The 18957-nt window shown below is 72.2% G+C and carries 23 protein-coding genes; 19 read left to right on the top strand and 4 right to left on the bottom strand.

What is annotated here, in order from left to right; genetic code table 11:
- Window positions 1–48: 48 nt before the first annotated feature.
- Genes ACYU8V_RS18330 through ACYU8V_RS18295 form a run of 8 tightly spaced genes read left to right on the top strand, consistent with a single transcriptional unit; the run spans window position 49 to window position 8021 of the window.
- A complete protein-coding gene (locus tag ACYU8V_RS18330; protein WP_460849363.1) occupies window positions 49–870 on the top strand; it encodes an acetoacetate decarboxylase family protein in 822 nt (273 codons plus the stop codon).
- A complete protein-coding gene (locus ACYU8V_RS18325) occupies window positions 867–2354 on the top strand; it encodes an aldehyde dehydrogenase (RefSeq protein ID WP_460849362.1) in 1488 nt (495 codons plus the stop codon). Before ACYU8V_RS18330 ends, ACYU8V_RS18325 begins: the two co-directional genes overlap by 4 nt.
- Entirely contained in the window at window positions 2354–3313 is a 960-nt protein-coding gene (locus tag ACYU8V_RS18320; RefSeq protein ID WP_460849361.1) for a DODA-type extradiol aromatic ring-opening family dioxygenase, read from the top strand. Before ACYU8V_RS18325 ends, ACYU8V_RS18320 begins: the two co-directional genes overlap by 1 nt.
- A gap of 31 nt (window positions 3314–3344) precedes the next feature.
- Window positions 3345–4205 (top strand): fumarylacetoacetate hydrolase family protein, encoded by an 861-nt coding sequence (locus ACYU8V_RS18315; protein WP_460849360.1) that lies wholly within the window; start codon window positions 3345–3347, stop codon window positions 4203–4205.
- Between the two features lie 10 nt (window positions 4206–4215).
- Entirely contained in the window at window positions 4216–5148 is a 933-nt protein-coding gene (locus tag ACYU8V_RS18310; protein ID WP_460849358.1) for a TIGR03619 family F420-dependent LLM class oxidoreductase, read from the top strand.
- A complete protein-coding gene (locus tag ACYU8V_RS18305) occupies window positions 5148–5852 on the top strand; it encodes a type 1 glutamine amidotransferase (RefSeq protein WP_460849357.1) in 705 nt (234 codons plus the stop codon). Before ACYU8V_RS18310 ends, ACYU8V_RS18305 begins: the two co-directional genes overlap by 1 nt.
- Entirely contained in the window at window positions 5849–6667 is an 819-nt protein-coding gene (locus tag ACYU8V_RS18300) for an SDR family NAD(P)-dependent oxidoreductase (RefSeq protein ID WP_460849356.1), read from the top strand. Before ACYU8V_RS18305 ends, ACYU8V_RS18300 begins: the two co-directional genes overlap by 4 nt.
- A gap of 10 nt (window positions 6668–6677) precedes the next feature.
- Window positions 6678–8021 carry an NAD-dependent succinate-semialdehyde dehydrogenase gene (locus tag ACYU8V_RS18295; protein ID WP_460849354.1) on the top strand — a complete coding sequence of 448 codons (1344 nt, stop codon included), beginning with the start codon at window positions 6678–6680 and terminating at the stop codon, window positions 8019–8021.
- Between the two features lie 10 nt (window positions 8022–8031).
- On the opposite strand, the gene ACYU8V_RS18290 is transcribed toward ACYU8V_RS18295, so the two are convergent.
- Both ACYU8V_RS18290 and ACYU8V_RS18285 read right to left on the bottom strand, forming a co-directional pair.
- Complete coding sequence (locus ACYU8V_RS18290) at window positions 8032–8697, bottom strand: response regulator (RefSeq protein ID WP_460849353.1); 666 nt, start codon at window positions 8695–8697, stop codon at window positions 8032–8034.
- Complete coding sequence (locus tag ACYU8V_RS18285) at window positions 8694–9860, bottom strand: sensor histidine kinase (RefSeq protein WP_460849351.1); 1167 nt, start codon at window positions 9858–9860, stop codon at window positions 8694–8696. The genes ACYU8V_RS18290 and ACYU8V_RS18285 overlap by 4 nt, the downstream gene beginning before the upstream one ends.
- Window positions 9861–10015: 155 nt before the next feature.
- On the opposite strand from ACYU8V_RS18285, the gene ACYU8V_RS18280 reads away from it, so the two are divergent.
- The 11 genes from ACYU8V_RS18280 (at window position 10016) to prfB (ending at window position 17127) form a co-directional block, all read left to right on the top strand.
- On the top strand, window positions 10016–10720 hold the full coding sequence (locus tag ACYU8V_RS18280; RefSeq protein ID WP_460849350.1) for a hypothetical protein: 705 nt from the start codon (window positions 10016–10018) through the stop codon (window positions 10718–10720).
- On the top strand, window positions 10717–10893 hold the full coding sequence (locus ACYU8V_RS18275; protein WP_460849349.1) for a DUF7489 domain-containing protein: 177 nt from the start codon (window positions 10717–10719) through the stop codon (window positions 10891–10893). Before ACYU8V_RS18280 ends, ACYU8V_RS18275 begins: the two co-directional genes overlap by 4 nt.
- A gap of 95 nt (window positions 10894–10988) precedes the next feature.
- Window positions 10989–12251, top strand: coding sequence for a CpaF family protein (locus tag ACYU8V_RS18270; RefSeq protein ID WP_460849348.1), 1263 nt, complete (start codon window positions 10989–10991; stop codon window positions 12249–12251).
- Window positions 12252–12261: 10 nt separating this feature from the next.
- Complete coding sequence (locus tag ACYU8V_RS18265) at window positions 12262–13113, top strand: type II secretion system F family protein (protein ID WP_460849346.1); 852 nt, start codon at window positions 12262–12264, stop codon at window positions 13111–13113.
- A complete protein-coding gene (locus ACYU8V_RS18260) occupies window positions 13110–14033 on the top strand; it encodes a type II secretion system F family protein (RefSeq protein WP_460849345.1) in 924 nt (307 codons plus the stop codon). Before ACYU8V_RS18265 ends, ACYU8V_RS18260 begins: the two co-directional genes overlap by 4 nt.
- A gap of 28 nt (window positions 14034–14061) precedes the next feature.
- Window positions 14062–14265, top strand: a complete 204-nt coding sequence (locus ACYU8V_RS18255) for a hypothetical protein (RefSeq protein WP_460849344.1) — start codon at window positions 14062–14064, stop codon at window positions 14263–14265.
- Window positions 14266–14272: 7 nt separating this feature from the next.
- Window positions 14273–14656 carry a TadE/TadG family type IV pilus assembly protein gene (locus tag ACYU8V_RS18250; RefSeq protein ID WP_460849343.1) on the top strand — a complete coding sequence of 128 codons (384 nt, stop codon included), beginning with the start codon at window positions 14273–14275 and terminating at the stop codon, window positions 14654–14656.
- Window positions 14653–15102, top strand: coding sequence for a hypothetical protein (locus ACYU8V_RS18245; RefSeq protein WP_460849341.1), 450 nt, complete (start codon window positions 14653–14655; stop codon window positions 15100–15102). Before ACYU8V_RS18250 ends, ACYU8V_RS18245 begins: the two co-directional genes overlap by 4 nt.
- Entirely contained in the window at window positions 15083–15520 is a 438-nt protein-coding gene (locus tag ACYU8V_RS18240) for a pilus assembly protein TadG-related protein (protein ID WP_460849340.1), read from the top strand. The genes ACYU8V_RS18245 and ACYU8V_RS18240 overlap by 20 nt, the downstream gene beginning before the upstream one ends.
- Before the next feature lie 25 nt (window positions 15521–15545).
- Window positions 15546–16001: a CAP domain-containing protein gene (locus tag ACYU8V_RS18235; protein ID WP_460849339.1), complete on the top strand. Its 456-nt coding sequence runs from the start codon at window positions 15546–15548 to the stop codon at window positions 15999–16001.
- Between the two features lie 16 nt (window positions 16002–16017).
- Entirely contained in the window at window positions 16018–17127 is a 1110-nt protein-coding gene (gene prfB, locus ACYU8V_RS18230; RefSeq protein ID WP_460849338.1) for a peptide chain release factor 2, read from the top strand.
- 3 nt (window positions 17128–17130) lie between these two features.
- On the opposite strand, the gene ACYU8V_RS18225 is transcribed toward prfB, so the two are convergent.
- Both ACYU8V_RS18225 and ACYU8V_RS18220 read right to left on the bottom strand, forming a co-directional pair.
- Window positions 17131–17979 (bottom strand): SDR family oxidoreductase, encoded by an 849-nt coding sequence (locus tag ACYU8V_RS18225; protein WP_460849336.1) that lies wholly within the window; start codon window positions 17977–17979, stop codon window positions 17131–17133.
- Entirely contained in the window at window positions 17976–18935 is a 960-nt protein-coding gene (locus ACYU8V_RS18220; RefSeq protein ID WP_460849335.1) for an aldo/keto reductase, read from the bottom strand. Before ACYU8V_RS18220 ends, ACYU8V_RS18225 begins: the two co-directional genes overlap by 4 nt.
- Window positions 18936–18957 lie beyond the last annotated feature (22 nt).

The following is an 18957-nucleotide window of genomic DNA, read 5'->3' as shown; positions in this document are numbered from 1 at the left end:
TATCGTACGGATCCGAACGATCTTGACTTCCGATCTGAGCGAGGACCGATGACCAACCTGCAGGGGTTCTTCTTCCCCCGGACCGCGACCGGCCGCTCGTCGGTGATCCCGTCACCGCCCTGGTACTACTCCGGTGACCTGCTGACCGTCGAGTACCGCACCGACCCGGCCCGGGTCGCCGAGCTGCTCCCCGAGCCGCTCGAGCTGGCGCCGGAGGACCCGGGCGCGGTCGCGCTGATCTGGGCCGACTGGCAGTCCTGCTCCGGCACCCGCGAGGAGCTGCTCGACCCGGTGCGCTCGCAGTACAAGGAGGCGTTCGTCGTCGTGCGCTGCGCGTACGAGGGCGTCACCTACTCCCGCTGCGTCTACATCTGGGTCGACAAGGACTTCGCCATCGCCCGCGGCATGCACCAGGGCTACCCGAAGAAGCTCGGCTCGATGTGGCAGACCCGCCCGCACCCCTTCAGCCAGGGCGCCCCGCAGATCGGGCCGGGCGGCGTCTTCGGCGCCACCCTCGCCGCCGGTGACCGCCGGCTCGCGCAGGCCGTCCTGACGCTGCGCGAGGAGTCGCCCACCAACGGCTTCGTCAACGGCCACCCGATGGCCCACCACCGCGTCTACCCGGGCATCGCGAAGAACAGCCCGGACGCGTACGTCGAGCTCATCGCCTCCGGCGCCAGCTCCTTCGAGGCCGGCCCGGCGTGGACGGGCGACGTCGAGGTCGAGCTGTTCGAGTCGCCGACCGAGGAGCTGCACCGGCTGCCGGTCCAGGAGGTCATCGGCGGCTACTACCGCCAGGTCGGCGTCGTCTGGGACGGCGGTACGTCGCTCGCGACCCTCACGCCGCAGCACGAGGAGGCCGCCCGATGAGCGACCACATCGCGGTCGTCGAGGGCGTCGAGGTCGACACCCGCCACTGGATCGGTGGCGAGCGCGTCGCGTCCGCCACGACCTTCACCGACATCAGTCCGATCGACGAGGCCCCGCTGGCCGAGGTCCACGCCGGCACCGCGACCGAGGTCGACGCCGCCGTCGCCGCCGCCCGTGCGGCGTTCCCGGCCTGGGCAGCGCTGTCGGTCAAGGAGCGCGGCGACATCCTGCGCGCGGTCGCCGACGGGATCGAGGCCCGCATCGAGGACCTGTCCCTGGTGGAGACCCGCGACAACGGCTCGCTGATCCGCAGCCACCGCCGCGGCGTCATGCCGCGCGTCGCCATGAACTTTCGTGCCTTCGCCGACTTCGCCGAGCACCAGCTCGGCCACCCCGACCTGGAGGTGCCGGGCCGCGGTCACCGCGAGCGGATCAGCTACGACCCGGCCGGCGTGGTCGCGATCATCACGCCGTGGAACGCGCCGCTGATGCTCGCGACGTGGCGGATCGGCCCGGCGCTGGCCGCCGGCAACACCGTCGTCGTCAAGCCGCCGGAGTGGGCGCCGCTCACGGCCAGCCTGCTCGCCGACATCATGCGCGACGCGGGAGTGCCCGCGGGCGTCTTCAACGTCGTACAGGGAACGGGTGCGGAGGCCGGTGCGCCGCTCACCGCGCACCCGGACATCAACCGGCTCGCGTTCACCGGCTCGGTCCCGACCGCCGGCGTGATCGCGAAGGCCGCCGCGACCAACATCGTCCCGCTGTCCTACGAGCTCGGGGGCAAGAGCCCGCTGCTGGTCTTCGAGGACGCCGATCTCGACCTCGCCGTCGAGATCGCGGTCGAGCAGTTCGACAACGCCGGCCAGGTCTGCCTCAAGGCCGCGCGGATGTACGTCCACCGCTCGCTGGCGGAGGAGTTCACCCGCCGCGTCGTCGAGGGCGCCGCGAAGCTGGTCCAGGGCGACCCGCGCGACGAGGCGACCGACGTCTCCGCGCTCGTCGCGCGCCGCCACTTCGAGCAGATCTGCGGGTACGTCGAGCGCGCGCTCGCCGACGGCGCCGAGGCGCTCCTCGGCGGCGGCCCGAACGAGGGGCTCGGCGGCCTCTACTACCGCCCGACGATCCTGGTCGGCGCCAAGGACGACTCCGAGATCATGACCGAGGAGGTCTTCGGGCCGGTCGTCACGATCAGCACCTTCGACACCGAGGAGGAGGCGATCGCCAAGGCCAACGACAGCCGCTTCGGCCTCGCCGCCACCCTCGTCACGGGCGACCGCGACCGCGCGGAGCGGGTCTCTGCCGCGCTCGACGCCGGGACCGTGTGGGTCAACTGCTTCTTCGTCCGCGACCTGAACGCGCCCTTCGGCGGCAACGGGAAGTCCGGCATCGGCCGGGAGGGCGGGATCTGGTCCTTCGACTTCTACACCGACATCAAGAACAGCGTGTTCTCGCCGACCGGCTGGCGCGCAGAGGGAGACCAGTGATGGGCGAGATCGTCGGCGCGGGCCTGATCGCGCACGTCCCCACCATCGTGCTGCCGGAGGAGACCCGGCGCGAGCTGAACAACGGCGAGGACAGCACCCTGGTGTCCGGCCTGCACCAGCTGCGCCGTGAGGTCTTCGACGTCCTCGACTATGACACCGTCGTCGTCCTCGACTCGCACTGGGCCACCACGGTGGAGTGGGTCGTGACGGCGCAGCAGCGTCGCAAGGGGCTCTTCACCTCCGAGGAGCTACCGCGCGGCATGAGCCAGCGGCCCTACAACTTCCGGGGCGACCCCGACCTCGCGCACCTGATCGCGAGCAAGGCCGCCGAGCACGGCACCTGGATCACCGCGATCGAGGACGACTGCCTGCCGATCTTCTACGCGACCACCAACGTGTGGGAGTTCCTCGGCGACGGCCTGAGCGACAAGCGCTGGATCTCGATCGGCGTGTGCCAGACCGCCGAGGGCGAGGACGCGCTGCGCCTGGGCCGTGCGCTCGGCGACGCGATCGCCGCCTCCGACCGCAAGGTCCTGCTGATCGCCTCCGGTGCGATGTCCCACACGTTCTGGCCGCTGCGCAAGCTGCGCGACCACGAGGCCGCGGGCGTCGAGCACATCTTCAGCCCCGAGGCCGCGGCCGCCGACGCCGAGCGCATCGAGTGGTTCAAGAACGGCGACCACGAGCGCGTGCTGGACACGATGGACGAGTTCTACCGGTTCAAGCCCGAGGCCCGCTTCCAGCACTACCTGATGATGATCGGCGCCCTCGGCGAGGGCGACTGCACCGCCACCGGACGCCAGTACGGCGAGTACGAGAACTCGGTCGGCACCGGCCAGGTCCACCTGTGGTTCGACCGTCCCGAGGGCGGCTTCCCCGCGCCCCGGCGTACCCCCACCGATCCCGACTTCGTGCGCCAGACGAGCGCGCCCGGCGCCGACGTACCGGCTGCCGGCTGACCACCCACCATCCCGATCATGAGGAACTGAGATGACCACCGAGTACCGCCGGATCCTGCTGGACGGCAACGCTGTCGACGTACGCCGGGACGGCGAGACCCTCGTCGCCGGCGACGGCCGCACCGTGGCGATCGCCGACGCGACCCACCTGCCGCCGGTGACGCCGAGCAAGATCGTCTGCGTCCACCTCAACTACTCCTCGCGGGTCGAGGAGATGCTGACCACGCTGCCGCCGGCGCCGACGTACTTCCACAAGCCGGTCTCCGCGCTGAACGCCCACGACTCAGCGGTGGTGCGGCCGCAGGGCTGCAAGTGGCTGAACTACGAGGGCGAGATCGCGATCATCATCGGGAGGACCGCGCGCAACATCTCGCCCGAGGAGGCCGGCGACTACATCCGCGGCTACTCGGTCGGCAACGACTACGGCCTGCACGACTTCCGCGACACCGACTCCGGCTCGATGCTGCGGGTCAAGGGCGCCGACACGCTGTGCCCGATCGGGCCTGGCATCGTCGAGGGCTGGGACTTCCGCGGCAAGCGGATCCGCACGCTCGTCAACGGCGAGGTCCGCCAGGACGGCAACACCGACGAGATGAAGTGGGACATGCACTACCTGGTCGCCGACATCGCGCGGACGATCACGCTGCACCCCGGCGACATCCTGATGTCCGGTACGCCGGCCATCTCCCGCACGGTCTACCCCGGCGACGTCGTCGAGGTCGAGGTCGAGGGTCTCGGCACGCTGCGCAACCACATCGTCGAGGGCCCCACGCCGATCCGCAGCGACGTCGGCGCGCAGCCGACCGAGAGCGAGGAGGTCCTCTCGACCGCCAAGGGCGGCGACTGGGAGTTCCGCGGCATCCGCAAGCCCGACCTGTCCAACACCCACTGAGGACTCCCCGATGCCCGCTCCCCGCATGCTGATGATCCTCAGCGAGAACTGGACCCTGACCGACGGCCGCAGCCTGAACGACCTGGTCACCTGGTCGCGGATCGCCGAGGACACCGGTTTCGACTCGGTGATGATCTCCGAGCACGTCGTGCTCGGCCCCGACGCCAGTGACAAGGGCGTCATGGGCAACCCGCGTGACTACGCGATGCCCGGCAACCAGGACCCGCTGATGCCTTGGCCCAACTCGCTGATGCTCTTCTCCTCGATCGCCGCGGTCACCTCCCGCATCCGGCTGGTCGGCGCCGCTGTCCTGGCGCCCCTGCGGCACCCGCTGCTGCTCGCCCGCGAGCTCGGCACGCTCGACCTGCTCTCCGAGGGCCGGCTCGTCGTGCAGCCCAACGTGAGCTGGAGCAAGGACGAGTACGCCGCCCTGGGCGTGCCCTTCCGCGAGCGCGGCAAGATCCTCGACGAGCAGCTCGAGGTGATGGACCTGGTCTTCCGGCAGTCGCCGGCGACGTACCAGGGCCACTACTTCGACTTCGAGGACATCTACCTGGAGCCGAAGGCCTTCCGGCCCGAGGGGCCGCGGATGTGGTTCGGCGGCCAGAAGGCGCACGGTGCCGTGGTGGAGCGCCTGGTCAGGTACGGCCACGGGTTCCATCCGCTCGGCCGCCCGACCGCCGAGGACCTCGAGATCATCCGCACCGAGATGGCCGCCGCCGGTCGCGACGTCGCCGACCTGGAGATGGTGGGCGGGGTGCGCTACTCCTTCCCCGACGACCACTCGCTGGCCGACCTGGGGGAGTCGATGGACTCGATCCCCGAGCAGCTGGAGCAGGGCTTCACCACGATCTGCATCAAGCCCTCGATGTACATCGACGACCAGTCCAAGATGGAGGCGTTCTGCAGGGACGTCATGAAGCGCGCGGAGGCGATGGGCTGATGGCTGGGCACGGCAAGCGGTTGCTGCTGATCGGGCACGACTACCTGGCGGCCGGCGCCATCCAGGGGCGGTTCGAGGAGCGCGGCTACGAGATCGAGAGCCTCCAGGTGGTGCCGCCGGAGCGCTTCGACGACCCCGCCGTCGACGTCGTCTTCCCGGACCCTCGGCAGTACGACGCGATCCTGGCGCTGGGCGCTCGCTGGAGCGCCTACAGCGACGAGATCGCGTCGTGGGCCAAGCCCGAGACGGATCTGCTGCTCACGGCCGACGAGGCCGGCGTCCCCGTCTTCGGGATCTGCTTCGGCGGCCAGATGCTGGCCCAGGCGCACGGTGGCCGCGTCGCCGCCTCGCCGGCGTCGGAGATCGGCCCGCACGTCGTGGCCGGCGTTCCCGCGGTCGCCGGGGTCTGGACCCAGTGGCACCACGACCGCTTCGACCCGCCCGCCGGGGCGACGGTCGTCGGCCGCAACGCCGCCGCGACCCAGGCGTTCGTGCTGCGCCGCAACCTCGCGGTGCAGTTCCACCCCGAGGTCGACGCCGACAGCGTGCGCGGGTGGCTCGAGGACGGTGGCGACCAGGACGCGCGCGACCATGGACTCGACCCGGACGTCGTGTTCGAGCACATCGCAGCGATCGACGCCGACGTCCGCGTCCGGGCGGCGGCCCTCGTCGACTACTTCCTCGACGAGGTCGCCCCGTCATGAGCCGGGTCGTCCTGGTCACCGGTGGCGGCACCGGCATCGGCGCCGCGGTCGCGCGGCTGCTGACCGCGGCCGGCGACCGCGTCGTCATCTGTGGTCGCCGTGAGGCGCCGCTGCGCGCGGTCGCCGAGGAGACCGGTGCCCACGTGGTCGTCGCCGACGTGAGCGATCCCGCGGGTGTCGCGGAGGTCGTCGGGTCGGCGGTGGCGACGTACGGGCGGCTGGACGGGCTGGTCCTGAACCACGGCATCATCCACGTGGGCGGCGTCGCCGACATCACCACCGAGCAGTGGGACGAGACGCTGCGCGTCAACCTGACCTCGCCGTTCCTGCTGGTGCAGGCGGCGCTCCCGCACCTGCTCGCTGCGCGCGGTGCCGTGGTGGGGGTGTCGTCGGTGGCCGCCCTCCGCGCGGCGGACGGCATGGCGGCGTACTCCGCGAGCAAGGCGGGCCTGCAGATGCTCATCCAGTCCCTCGCCGTCGACCACGGGCCCGACGGGCTGCGCGCCAACGCGATCTGCCCGGGCTGGACGGCCACCGAGATGGGCGACACGGAGATGGCCGAGCTCGGTGCCGAGCGGGGCATCTCGACCGAGGACGCCTACCGGCTGGCCACCGCCGTCGTACCCCAGCGGCGGCCTGCGCGACCTGAGGAGGTGGCGGCTACCGTGGCATGGCTGCTGTCCGATGCCGCGTCTTACGTCAACGGGGTTGTGCTTCCCGTCGATGGTGGATCGACTGTGGTCGACCCTGGCACGCTGGCACTGGACGCCCGCGTGTCCATCAACCTGCCCGACCTGCACGATTCTCAACGCTGAGGAGCACCCCATGACCGAGTACGCCGTCCGCAACCCCGCCACGGGCGAGCTGATCGAGGCGTTCACGACCGCCACCGACGCCGAGGTGGACGCCGCCGTCGGCGCCGCCACGGACGCCTACTACTCGTGGGGTCGCACCAGCAGCGTCGCCGACCGCGCGAAGCTGCTGGCGAAGGTCGCCGAGCTGCACCGCGAGCGCGCGGGCGAGCTGGCCGCGTCGATCAACGCGGAGATGGGCAAGCCTCTCGGCGACGCCGAGGGCGAGGTCCTCTTCTCCGCCGGCATCTACGACTACTACGCGCAGAACGCCGAGAAGATCCTGGCCGACCAGCCGATCGAGCTGCTCGACGGTGACGGCAGCGCGGTCATCCGCCGCAGCCCCGTCGGCCCGCTGCTCGGGATCATGCCGTGGAACTACCCGGTCTACCAGGTCGCCCGGTTCGCCGCGCCCAACCTGGCGACCGGCAACACCATCGTGCTCAAGCACGCGCCGCAGTGCCCCCGCTCGGCGGCCCTGCAGGCCCAGATCTTCCTGGACGCCGGCTTCCCCGAGGGCGCCTACAACAACGTCTACGCCACCAACGAGCAGATCGCCGACGTCATCGCCGACCCGCGCATCCAGGGCGTGTCCCTGACCGGCTCGGAGCGCGCCGGTGCGGCCGTCGCGGAGATCGCGGGACGCAACCTGAAGAAGTGCGTGCTCGAGCTGGGCGGCTCGGACCCGTTCATCGTGCTGTCCGCGGCCGACCTGGACAAGACCGTCGAGGCTGCGGCCGAGGCGCGCCTGGACAACAGCGGCCAGGCCTGCAACGCGGGCAAGCGCTTCGTGGTCGTCGACGACCTGTACGAGGACTTCACCGCCAAGTTCACCGCCAAGGTCCTCGAGCGCGGTGCCCCCGCGCCGCTGTCCTCGCTGGCCGCCGCCGAGAACCTCGCGCGCCAGGTCGACCAGGCCGTGGAGGCCGGCGCGAAGCTGGCCACCAACGGCGAGCGCGAGGGCGGCAACTTCCCCGCCGGCGTACTCACCGAGATCGCGCCGGACAACCCGGCGTACTACCAGGAGCTGTTCGGCCCGGTCGCCATGGTCTTCCGCGCCAAGGACGAGGCCGACGCGATCCGGATCGCCAACGACACCCCCTTCGGCCTCGGCTCCTACGTCTTCACCGACGACGCCGACCAGGCCGCCCGCGTCGCCGACGCGCTGGAGACCGGCATGGTCTTCGTCAACGGCGTCGGCGCCGAGGGCGTGGAGCTGCCCTTCGGCGGCGTCAAGCGCTCCGGCTTCGGCCGGGAGCTCGGCACCCTGGGCATGGAGGAGTTCGTCAACAAGAAGCTGATCCGCGTCGTCAGCTGACGCGCTCCCGCTAGCCCGGGTCGGGCAGGTCCGCCTGCTGGACCAGCAGCGCGACCTGCACGCGGTTCGTCGCCTCCAGCTTCTCGAGGAGGCGCGACACGTAGGCCTTCACCGTGGCCGTGCTCATGTACGTCGCCGCGCCGATCTCGGTGTTGGTCATGCCCTGCCCGAGCGCCACGGCCACCTCGTGCTCCCGGGGCGTCAGCAGGGCGAGCCGGGCACGGGCGGAGTCGCGGGCGTTCCGCGACTCCGACCCGGCTCCGGCGAGGTCCATCAGCCGGCGCGTGACCGCTGGCGACAGGATCGGGTCCCCGGCAGCGACCCGTTCGACCGCGCGGACGATGTCCGCCGGCGGTGTGTCCTTGAGCAGGAACCCCGCCGCTCCGGCCCGCAGCGCCTCGAGCACCTCGTGATCGGCGTCGAAGGTGGTCAGCACGATCACCTCGGGTGAGCCCGGCACGGACCGGAGGGCGCGGGTCGCCGCGATGCCGTCCACCCGTCCCATCCGGATGTCCATCATCACGACGTCGGGGCGCAGCCGGGCCACGGCGGCCGGGACCTCGTCGCCGTCGCCGGCCTCCCCGAGGACCTCGATCCCGGGTGCGGCTCGCAGCATGAACCCGAGGCCCCGACGCACGAGCGGGTCGTCGTCGACGAGGAGGACGCCGATCGTCATGACGGCACCCAGTCGGGGGCGTCGTACGGGAGCCAGGCGCGGAGCGCGAAGCCCTCCTCGCCCGTCGGGCCGTGCTCGATGCGGCCTCCGAGGAGAGTGACCCGCTCCCGTAGCCCGAGCAGACCGGTGCCCGATCCGGGCGCGGCCGCCGCGCGCCGGCCCGTGGGCACCGGCAACGTGTTGTGCACCGAGACCTGCAGGCCCCCGCCGTCGTCGGCGACGTCGATCCGGACCCGCGCGTGCGGCGCGTGCTTGCGGACGTTGGTGAGCGCCTCCTGGACGATCCGGTACGCCGTCCGGCCGGTAGTCGCGGGGATGCGCTGGAGCCCCTCGGCCATGGACGGCAGCGAGCAGGTGATCTCCAGGCCCGCCGAGCGGGACTCCTCGACCAGCTCCGGGAGGTCGCTGAGCGAGGGGCTGGGCCGTCCGGCGTCAGGGTGCTCGCGCAGCAGGCTGATGACCTGGCGCAACTCCTCCAGCGCCTGGTGGGAGTTGTGGCGGATGATGCCGGCGATCTCGTCGACCTCGTCGGTGGAGGCGCCGCGGTGGTACTCCAAGGCGCCCGCGTGCACCGCCAGCAGCGAGAGGCGGTGCGCGAGCACGTCGTGCATCTCCCGCGCGATCCGGGTCCGCTCGGCGCGTTGCGCCGCCGCTGCCGAGGCCGCGGCCGCGCGGTCGGCGTCGGCGACCTGCTGCCGGAGCGACGCGAGCAGCTGTGCCCGCGTCCGCACGTACATGCCCCACCCTGTCGCGGCGAAGGTGGAGAGCACGCCGACGGCCAGCGCGCGCTCGGCGTGCGGCACCGGGTAGAGCGCCAGCGCCGGCACGATGCACGCCGCGGCGAGCAGGCTGACCGCGACCGACGTACGCCAGGGCCGGCGCTGGGCGACGGTGAAGACGCCGACCAGCCCGACACCGCCGGCGAGCGTCGACACGATGCCGATCACGATGGCGGCGACGGCGAACGTGACCGGCCGGCGTCGCCGCCAGAACCAGATGCTGGCGAAGCAGATCAGGCCCAGCGCGACATCCGCGACCCGGAGCGGCACGGACCTTTCCCCGGCGCCGAGGAGCACGTTCTGCTCGCTGGTCAGCCCGGCCGCCAGGGCGAACAGCGCCCATGCCGCGTCGACCGACGCGTCCCGGACCCATTGCCTGCTCACCCGGCCAATCTAGGTCCCCGCCCGCCGGGGGACGGGGGACCGGGCGCGATCCTCGACCAAAGTCGATGCCTGCCCTGCGGATCGTCGACCAAGGTCGGTACGCCGCATCCGTCCGGCCGCAGCGCCGGGCTCCCGGGCCCGGCGAGGCTCGTTCCATGGACACCACACAGGCCCTGGGCGCTCGGGCGGACAGCAGCGTCGACATCACCCTCAACAGCAGCAACGACCGTCGACTGACCGGTCTCTGCGGCATGCTCGTGGCCCTTCTCGCCATGGTCATGGTGCCGCTCTACTTCGTCTACTCGGGCCCTCCGCCGGCCGACAACGTGCTGAGCCGCAACCTGGTCACGGTCGTCACCTTCACGGTCTTCATCGTGTTCGCCGTCGGCCTGCGCCGCCTGCTCGGGAGGGGAGCGGGGCTGCCGGGCGACATCGCCCTCGCGGCCGCGCTCGTCTACGCGGCGATGACGCTCGTGGCCGCGTCACTCGAGACGGGGGTGGTGCTCGAGCACCCGGAGGGCTCGCTGGATCCGACCATCGACGGCCCTCTGGCCAACGGCATGGCGTTGCTGCACGGCCCGATCGCCCGCTGCCTGATCGCGCTGTTCCTGGTGGCCCTGGCAATCGGCGTACGACGGACCGGCGCGCTGCCGCGCTGGGTCAGCACCGGCTCCGCGGTGCTCGCCGCGGTGAACCTGGCGTTCCTGCCGTCGCTCTTCTTCGGGATGGACCCGGCGCACTTCTACGCGGCGAACGGGTGGGGCAGCACAGCGAGCATCGGAGCGGTGTTCATGCTGTGGATCGGGGCGGTCGGCGTGGCCGTCGTCCGCTCGAACGACCGACTGGGGGCAGGTCGATGAAGCGCCGTTGGGAGGGCACCGTGGTGAGGAAGAGCAGGGGCCTGCTCGACGGCTCGAACCTGTACCGCCGGCTCACGATCCGCCAGGCCGACGGCCGCCTCGTCAAGGTGCGGGTCAGCCGTGCGCGCTGGGACGCCGTACGGGTCGGCGACCACCTGACCGAGGAGGACTGAGCCGCAGTTGTCCACAGGTGCAGCCAAGAACCCTCGCCACGGCGGGGGTTCTTCGCTTAGGTTCAGGGGGCCATCCACTCATCTCGGGAGTCCTCGTGGCCGTGCAGCAGCAACCCGTCGTACCGGCGACCGCCGATGTGGTCGCCATGCTCGACGAGGCCCTGCGCGCGGCGGTACGACGGGACGGGCTGGACCCTCAGCATGAGGTCGGTGCCGTCCGGGCGCTCGCCCGGAGCCTGGTGCGGGCGCACGACGACCGCAGCCTCACCGGCGCGGTCGCGCCGGTGGCCGATCCGGAGGCGCTGGTCGCCGACCTCGTGGCACGGGTGGCGGGCTTCGGGCCGCTGCAGCCGTTCCTCGACGACCCGACCGTCGAGGAGCTGTGGATCAACTCCCCGGACCGGGTCTTCATCGCCCGCAACGGCCGCCACGAGCTGACCAACCTGATCCTCACCGAGGCGCAGGTGACCGAGCTGGTCGAGAGGATGCTCAAGACGACCGGCCGTCGGATCGACCTGAGCCGCCCGTTCGTCGACGCGATGCTGCCCGCGGGCCACCGGCTGCACGTGGTGCTCAAGGGCATCAGCCGGGGGTTCTCCGCGGTCAACATCCGCAAGTTCGTCGTACGCGCGTCCCGGCTCTCCGAGCTGGTGGAGCTGGGCAGCCTGACCCCGCAGGCCGCCCAGTTCCTGGAGGCCTCGGTCCGGGCCGGTCTGAACATCCTCGTCACCGGCGGCACCCAGGCCGGCAAGACGACGATGCTCAACTGCCTCGCGGCCGCAATCCCCGGCGGGGAGCGCGTGATCACCGCCGAGGAGGTCTTCGAGATCAAGTTCAACCACCCCGACTGGGTCGCGCTGCAGACCCGCCAGGAGGGCCTCGAGGGCACCGGCGAGATCCGGTTGCGCGAGCTGGTCAAGGAGGCGCTGCGGATGCGGCCCTCGCGCCTGATCGTCGGTGAGGTCCGCGCCGAGGAGTGCCTCGACCTGCTGCTCGCACTCAACTCGGGACTGCCGGGCATGTGCACCATTCACGCCAACAGCGCCCGCGAGGCGCTCACCAAGGCGTGCACGCTGCCGCTGCTCGCCGGCGAGAACATCAGCGCGCAGTTCGTCGTGCCGACGGTCGCCGGCTCGATCGACCTGGTCGTCCACCTCACCCTCGACCCGGCCGGCACCCGACGGGTCTCCGAGATCGTGGCCGTGCCCGGGCGCGCGGAGCACCACGTCATCGAGACCGAGCCGGTCTTCGAGCGCCGCGGCGGCGAGCTGGTCCGCGCGATCGGCATGCCGCCACGCCCGGAGCAGTTCGAGCGCGTCGGGATCGACGTACGACGCCTGCTCGGCGAGGCCAGGTAGGGCCGCGACGATGGGGGCACTGGTCGGACTGGGCTTCGGCCTCGGCGCGCTGCTGATCTGGTCGGCATTCGTCTGGCCGCCCTCCCCGCGCACGGCCCGGCCGGAGAGCCGCTGGACCCGGCTGCTGGCCGAGGCGGGCCTGGCCGAGGTCGCGCCGCGCTCGCTGCTCCTCACCTGCATCGCCTCCGCGGTCGCGGCGGCCTTCGTGGTGCTGGTGCTCACCCGGACCCCGCCGCTCGCGCTGGTGCTCGGCGCGCTCGCGGCCTACCTCCCGGTGGCCGTCCTGGGTGGGCGCGTACGCCGCCGTCGCAGGGAGTACGCCGAGGTCTGGCCCGAGGCGATCGACGACCTCGCGTCCGCCGTACGCGCGGGGATGTCGCTGCCGGATGCCGTCGCAGCGCTCGCCGATCGCGGCCCCACGCCGCTGCGTCCCGCCTTCGCGACGTTCGCGCTCGACTACCAGGTCTCCGGGCGCTTCGGCGACTGCCTGGACCGGCTCAAGGCGCGCCTCGCAGACCCCGTCGGCGACCGGGTGATCGAGGGCCTGCGCGTCGCGCGCGAGGTCGGCGGGGGCGAGCTCGGCCGGCTGCTGCGCAACCTGTCCGGCTACCTCCGCGACGACCTGCGCACCCGCTCCGAGCTCGAGGCCCGCCAATCCTGGGCCGTCAACGGAGCCCGCCTCGCGGTCGCCGCACCTTGGATCGTCCTGCTCGCGATGGCCACCCAGCCCGAGATCATCACCCGCTACCGCTCGGCCGCCGGCGCGCTCATCCTGGTCGTCGCGGCGATCCTCTGCGTCGTCGCCTACCGGCTGATGATGCGGCTCGGTCGGCTCCCCGTGGAGCGGAGGATCCTGTCGTGAGCCTCGCCGGTGGACTGCTCGGTGCGATGCTCGCCGGTGGCCTCCTGCTCGTCGCCGCGCACGTGCTGCACGCCCGCCGCCCGCGCCTCGAAGCCCGGGTGCTGCCCTACGTGCGCGACCTGCTCGCCGACCAACCGCGGGCGACGCAGGCGACGCCGCAGCACGCGTTCGCGGCCGTCTACGGGCCGTTCCTCCGGCACGCCGCCGACCTGGTCGAGCGGACGCTCGGCGGCTCGGAGTCGGTACGCCGCCGCCTGGCTCGCGCGCGCCTCGACCGCACCGTCCACGACTTCCGTGTGGAGCAGGTCCTGTGGGGTGTCGCCGGCTTCGGCCTGGTCGCGGCGGTGGCCCTGGCCCGCGCGTTGAGCGCCCCGACGGCCGCGCTGCCGCTGGTCCTGATGTGCTGCGGCGGCTTCGCGCTCGGCGTCCTGCTGCGCGACAACCGCCTGACCGCGCAGGTCAAGCAGCGCGAGGCGGCGATCGTGACGGAGTTCCCCACAGTCGCCGAGCTGCTCGCGCTGGCGGTCGCCGCCGGCGAGGGCCCGGTCGCGGCGCTGGACCGGGTCGTCGCGCGCAGTCGCGGCGAGCTGAGCCGCGACCTGGCCGATGTGCTGTCCGGCGTACGCACGGGGGAGCCGGTGGCCGATGCCTTCGACCGGCTGTCCGCGACGACCGGCGTACCCGTCGTCGCGCGCTTCGCCCGCGGCATCGCCGTCGCGCTCGAGCGCGGCACACCGCTCGCCGACGTCCTGCACGCGCAGGCCGCCGACGTCCGCGAGGCGGGGAGGCGCGACCTGATCGAGCGTGCCTCGCGCAAGGAGATCCTGATGATGCTGCCGGTGGTGTTCCTGGTGATGCCGCTGGTGGTGGTCGTCGCGTTCTGGCCGGGCTACGTGGGGCTCACGCTCACCGGGCACTGACCGGCCACTCGGGGAAGGGAATGAGGAGATGGATCCGATGACACTGTGGGTGCGGCTCACCGCCTGGCTGTACGCCGGCGGGGCACCGGCCCGCGAGAACGATGAGCGTGGCGACGTGCCCGGCTGGGTCCTGGTGAGCGTCATGACGATCACCGTCGGGATGGGCCTGTTCGCGGTCGCGCGGCCGATGCTCACCGACATGCTGCGCTCCGCCCTCAACTCGGTGAAGTGAGCTGACGGTGGGCCGCCGCAGCGAGCGGGGGAGTGCCGTCGTCGACTTCGTGCTCGTCGTGGTGCTGCTCGTCCCGCTGTTCCTCGGGCTGCTCCAGGTGGCCCTGGTCCTGCACGTGCGCAACTCGCTGGGCTCCGCGGCGGCCGAGGGCGCCCGCCTCGCGGCCACCGTCGGCAGCGGCCCCGAGGAGGGCCTAGCCCGCACCCGCGCGCAGATCGTCGAGTCGGTCGGCACCCGCTACGTCACCGGCGTCGAGCCGCGGCGCGTGCTCGTCGACGGGGCGCCCGCCATCGAGATCGTCGTGCACGCGCGGGTTCCCGCCCTGGGCCTCGGCGGGCCGGCGATCTCCTTCGACGTCGAGGGCCGGGCGGTGCAGGAGGACCCGCCGTGAGACCGCGCGCGGAGAGGGGCAGCGCGCTGGTCGAGGTCACCTGGATCGGTCTGCTGCTCATGCTGCCGCTGCTGTGGATCGTGCTCTCGGTCTTCCAGGTGCAGCGCGGTGCGTTCGCGACCAGCGCCGCGGTCCGTGCGGCCGCCCGTGCCTACGCCCTCGCCGACAACGACGTGGCCGGCGAGCAGCGCGCTCGTGCCGTGATCGACGACGCGCTGGCCGGCCAGGGCGTCGACTCGTCCTCGGTGCGCTTCTCGTGTACGCCGTACCCCCACGACTGCCACAGCGGTACGTCGGTCATCACGGTCCGCATCGACACCTCGGTCGACCTGCCGCTGCTGCCCAGCGTCCTCGGCGGGGGCGCCCCGCGGTTCGCGCTGCACGCCTCGGAGACCGTCCCGATCGGCCAGTTCCAGGAGGTGACCGGTGGCGGCGCGGACCGATGAGCGGGGCTCCTCGATCCCGCTGCTGATCACCTTCACCGCGGTGCTCCTGCTGCTCGTCGCTGCCGTCATCGACTCGGGCGCGGCGTACCTCGGCCACCAGCAGGTCGACGCGCTCGCCGACGGCGCCGCGCTGCGCGGCGCCGACGCCGCCGCCCAGGGCGACGACACCTACCAGCACGGCGTGGGCGATCGCCCGCTGTCGCTCACGGCCGGTCAGGCCCAGCAGGCGGTCCTCGCCTACCTGCGCGACGTCGGCGCCGCGGGCGACCACCCCGGCATCCACGCGACCGTCAGCATCGACGCTGGCCGGGTGGTCGTCGTCCTGACCGCCCCGGTCGCGCTCCCGCTGCACCTCCCGGGAGCCCCGATGCGCACCACCGTCCGCTCGGTGGGATCAGCCTCAGTCATCCCCGATTGAGCCTCCGATGCCCTACAGTCCGAGCGTGCGACGACTGCTCGGGCTCCTGGCTGCGGCCGGCATGCTGCTTGCCCACGCCACATCCCCCGCGACCGCCGACGCCCGCGCGAACCTCACCTACGCGCACGCGGCCTCCGGGGCGACCAACAACGTCCGGATCCAGCACGGCCTGGCCACGCTCGACCGCTCCGACTGCATCGCGCACCTCGCGTGGGCGCAGGCCCATCGGATGGCCAACCAGCATCGGGTCTTCCACCAGGACATGAGCGTGGCGCTGAGCACCTGCCAGCTCTCGAACGTCGCCGAGAACGTCGCCAGCGGCTTCCCGACGGGCTCCAGCGTGGTCTACGACGGCTGGATGAAGTCGGCCCCGCACCGCGCCAGCATCCTGAGCACCCACTACCGGCTGATGGTCGTGGGCGCTGTCCTCTCCGACGACGGCCACTGGTACGTCTCCCAAGTCTTCGGGCGGCGTGCCTGAGGGCTAGGCTCGCCGGGTGGCTGGACCCGATTACGACTCCGAGATCAAGCAGCTCAGCGCGACGATGCACACCATCGAGCAGGTGCTCGACCTGCCCAAGCTGCAGGCCGACATCGCCGATCTCGAGCAGCAGGTCGCGGCGCCGGACCTGTGGGACGACCAGGCCAACGCCACCCGCGTGACCGGCCGCCTGTCCGCGCTGCAGGGCCAGGTGGAGCGGATCGAGTCGCTGCGCGGCCGGATCGAGGACCTCGAGGTCCTCGCCGAGCTCGCCGCCGAGGAGTCCGACGCCGAGAGCCAGGCCGAGGCCGACGCCGAGCTCACCCGCATCAAGAAGGACGTCGAGGCGCTCGAGGTCCGGACCCTGCTCTCCGGTGAGTACGACGAGCGCGAGGCCATCGTCACCATCCGCTCCGGTGCGGGCGGCGTCGACGCGGCCGACTTCGCCGAGATGCTGATGCGGATGTACACCCGCTGGGCCGAGCGCAACAAGTACGCCGTCGAGGTCTTCGACGTCTCCTACGCGGAGGAGGCGGGCATCAAGTCCGCCGAGTTCGCGATCCACGCGCCCTACGGCTACGGCACGCTCTCGGTCGAGGCCGGCACCCACCGCCTGGTCCGGATCAGCCCGTTCGACAACCAGGGCCGCCGGCAGACCTCGTTCGCCGCGGTCGAGATCGTCCCCGTGCTCGAGCAGACCGACGAGATCGAGGTCGACGAGAACGACATCCGCACCGACGTCTTCCGCTCCGGCGGCCCGGGCGGCCAGTCGGTCAACACCACCGACTCCGCGGTCCGCCTGACGCACATCCCCACCGGCATCGTGGTGTCCTGCCAGAACGAGAAGTCGCAGCTGCAGAACAAGGCCGCCGCGATGATCGTCCTCAAGGCCAAGCTCCTCGCGAAGAAGAAGGCCGAGGAGGCCGCGCTCAAGAAGGACCTCAAGGGCGACGTCGCCGCGAGCTGGGGCGACCAGATGCGCAACTACGTGCTCAACCCGTACCAGATCGTCAAGGACCTGCGCACCGGCTACGAGACCGGCAACCCGCAGGCCGTCTTCGACGGCGACATCGACGGCTTCCTCGAGGCCGGCATCCGCTGGCGCCGGGGCACCGACCAGAGCTGACCCCTAGGCGGAACGCCGGGCGGCCCGGTCCATCGCCGCGGTCAGTGCCCGGTCGAGGAGCCGCGGCGCGTGCCGCTGCAGCCGTACGACGACCCGCGCGTCCGTCCCGACCAGGTAGCGCTGTCGCGGCCGTCGCGCCGTGAGCGCGTGCTCGATCGCCGAGGCCACGCGTGCGGGCGGGATCGCCGTGTCCGCGGCGTGCCGGCCCTGCGCGAGGGCGAAGTCGAGACCCGGGCCGTAGAGCCGCCGCAGGTCCGGGCCGAGGGCGTCGAGCTGCGCCGGATCGAGCCCCTTGTCCCAGATCGGGGTGGCGATGTTGCCCGGCTGGACGAGCGCGACCCGGATGCCGTGCGGTCGCAGCTCGCGCCGCCAGGAGTCGCCGATCGCCTCGACGGCGTGCTTGGAGGCGGCGTACGCGCCCAGGAAGGGGAGGGCGACGGCACCGCTGAGCGAGCTGATGAAGACGATGCGACCGCGGGCGGCGCGCAGCTGTGGCAGCACCGCCTGGGTGACCGCGACCTGCCCGAGCACGTTCGTCTCGAGCAGGTCGCGGACCCGGTCCACCGGCAGCAGCTCCCAGGGCCCCACCGCCTGGATGCCGGCGTTGTTGACCAGCCCGCCGAGCCCACGCCCGCCGGTGGCGTCCGCCACGACCGTCGCCGCGTCCTTGACCGAGGTCGGGTCGGTGACGTCGAGCAGCACCGGCCTCACCCCCGGAGACGCGGCGGCCAGCGACGCTGCGGCCTCGTCGGTGCGGACCCCGGCGACGACCTCCCAGCCGAGCGAGGCGAGGTGCAGCGCGGTCACCCGACCGATGCCGGTGGAGGCACCGGTCACCAGCACGACGCTCATCGCGCGCCCACCGGCTCCGGCGCGGACGCCTCGTCGAGCAGGACCTCGTCGGCCGGGTCGAGCCGGAGCGTGGTGAAGGCCAGCAGGTCCTCGAGCTGGTCGGTAGAGGTGACGCTCGCGAGCGGCGCGACCACGTTCGGGCGGCCGGCCAGCCACGCCAGTGCGACCGCCGCCGGCGTCACCGCACGGCGGCCGGCGACCACCCGCAGCGCGTCCACGACCCGCTGCCCGCGCGGGGTCCGGTACTCCTCGACGTACGGCGCCCGCAGCACGTCGAGCGCCGGCCCCGTCGTCGGGTACTTCCCGGTCAGGAAGCCCGCCGCCAGCCCGAACCACGGGAAGACGCCGAGCCCGCGCTCGGCCACCAGCGGCGCCAGCTCCGCCTCGTACGCCGATCGGTCCATCAGGTTGTAGCGCGGCTGGTAGGCGACGAAGCGGGCGCGGTCGGTCGCGGCGTCGAGCGCCTCGCGGAGCCGCGGTGCGGAGTAGTTGGATGCGGCGGCGTACCGGATCTTCCCCGCGTCGATCAGCGTCGTGAACGCCTCGACGGTCTCGTCGGTCGGGTCGCCGTGGTCCTCGTGGGCGTAGAACAGGTCGATGTGGTCGGTGCCGAGCCGGCGCAGCGCGTCCTCGCAGGCCGCGATGATGGTCGTCGCACGCAGGTCGGCGCGGCCCGGCAGCTGACCGACCTTGGTCGAGATGACGATCTTGTCGACGCAGTGGCGCGACGAGATCCAGTTGCCGATCAGGGTCTCGGACTCGCCACCCGCGCTACCTGTCCATCCCCCGCAGTAGCTGTCGGCGGTGTCGACCAGGTTGCCGCCGGCATCGAGGAACGCGTCGAGGATCCGGAAGCCGGAGGACTCATCGACGTTGAAGCCGAAGACGTTGCCACCCAGGCCCCAGGGGTGGACGCGCAGGTCGGTGCCCGGGATCGGGCGGAGCAGGTCGTTCATGACGGTCCCTTCGCTGGCGGTG

It is taken from the genome of Nocardioides ultimimeridianus (assembly GCF_054777895.1).
This window is presented reverse-complemented; position numbering and strand designations above follow the sequence as displayed.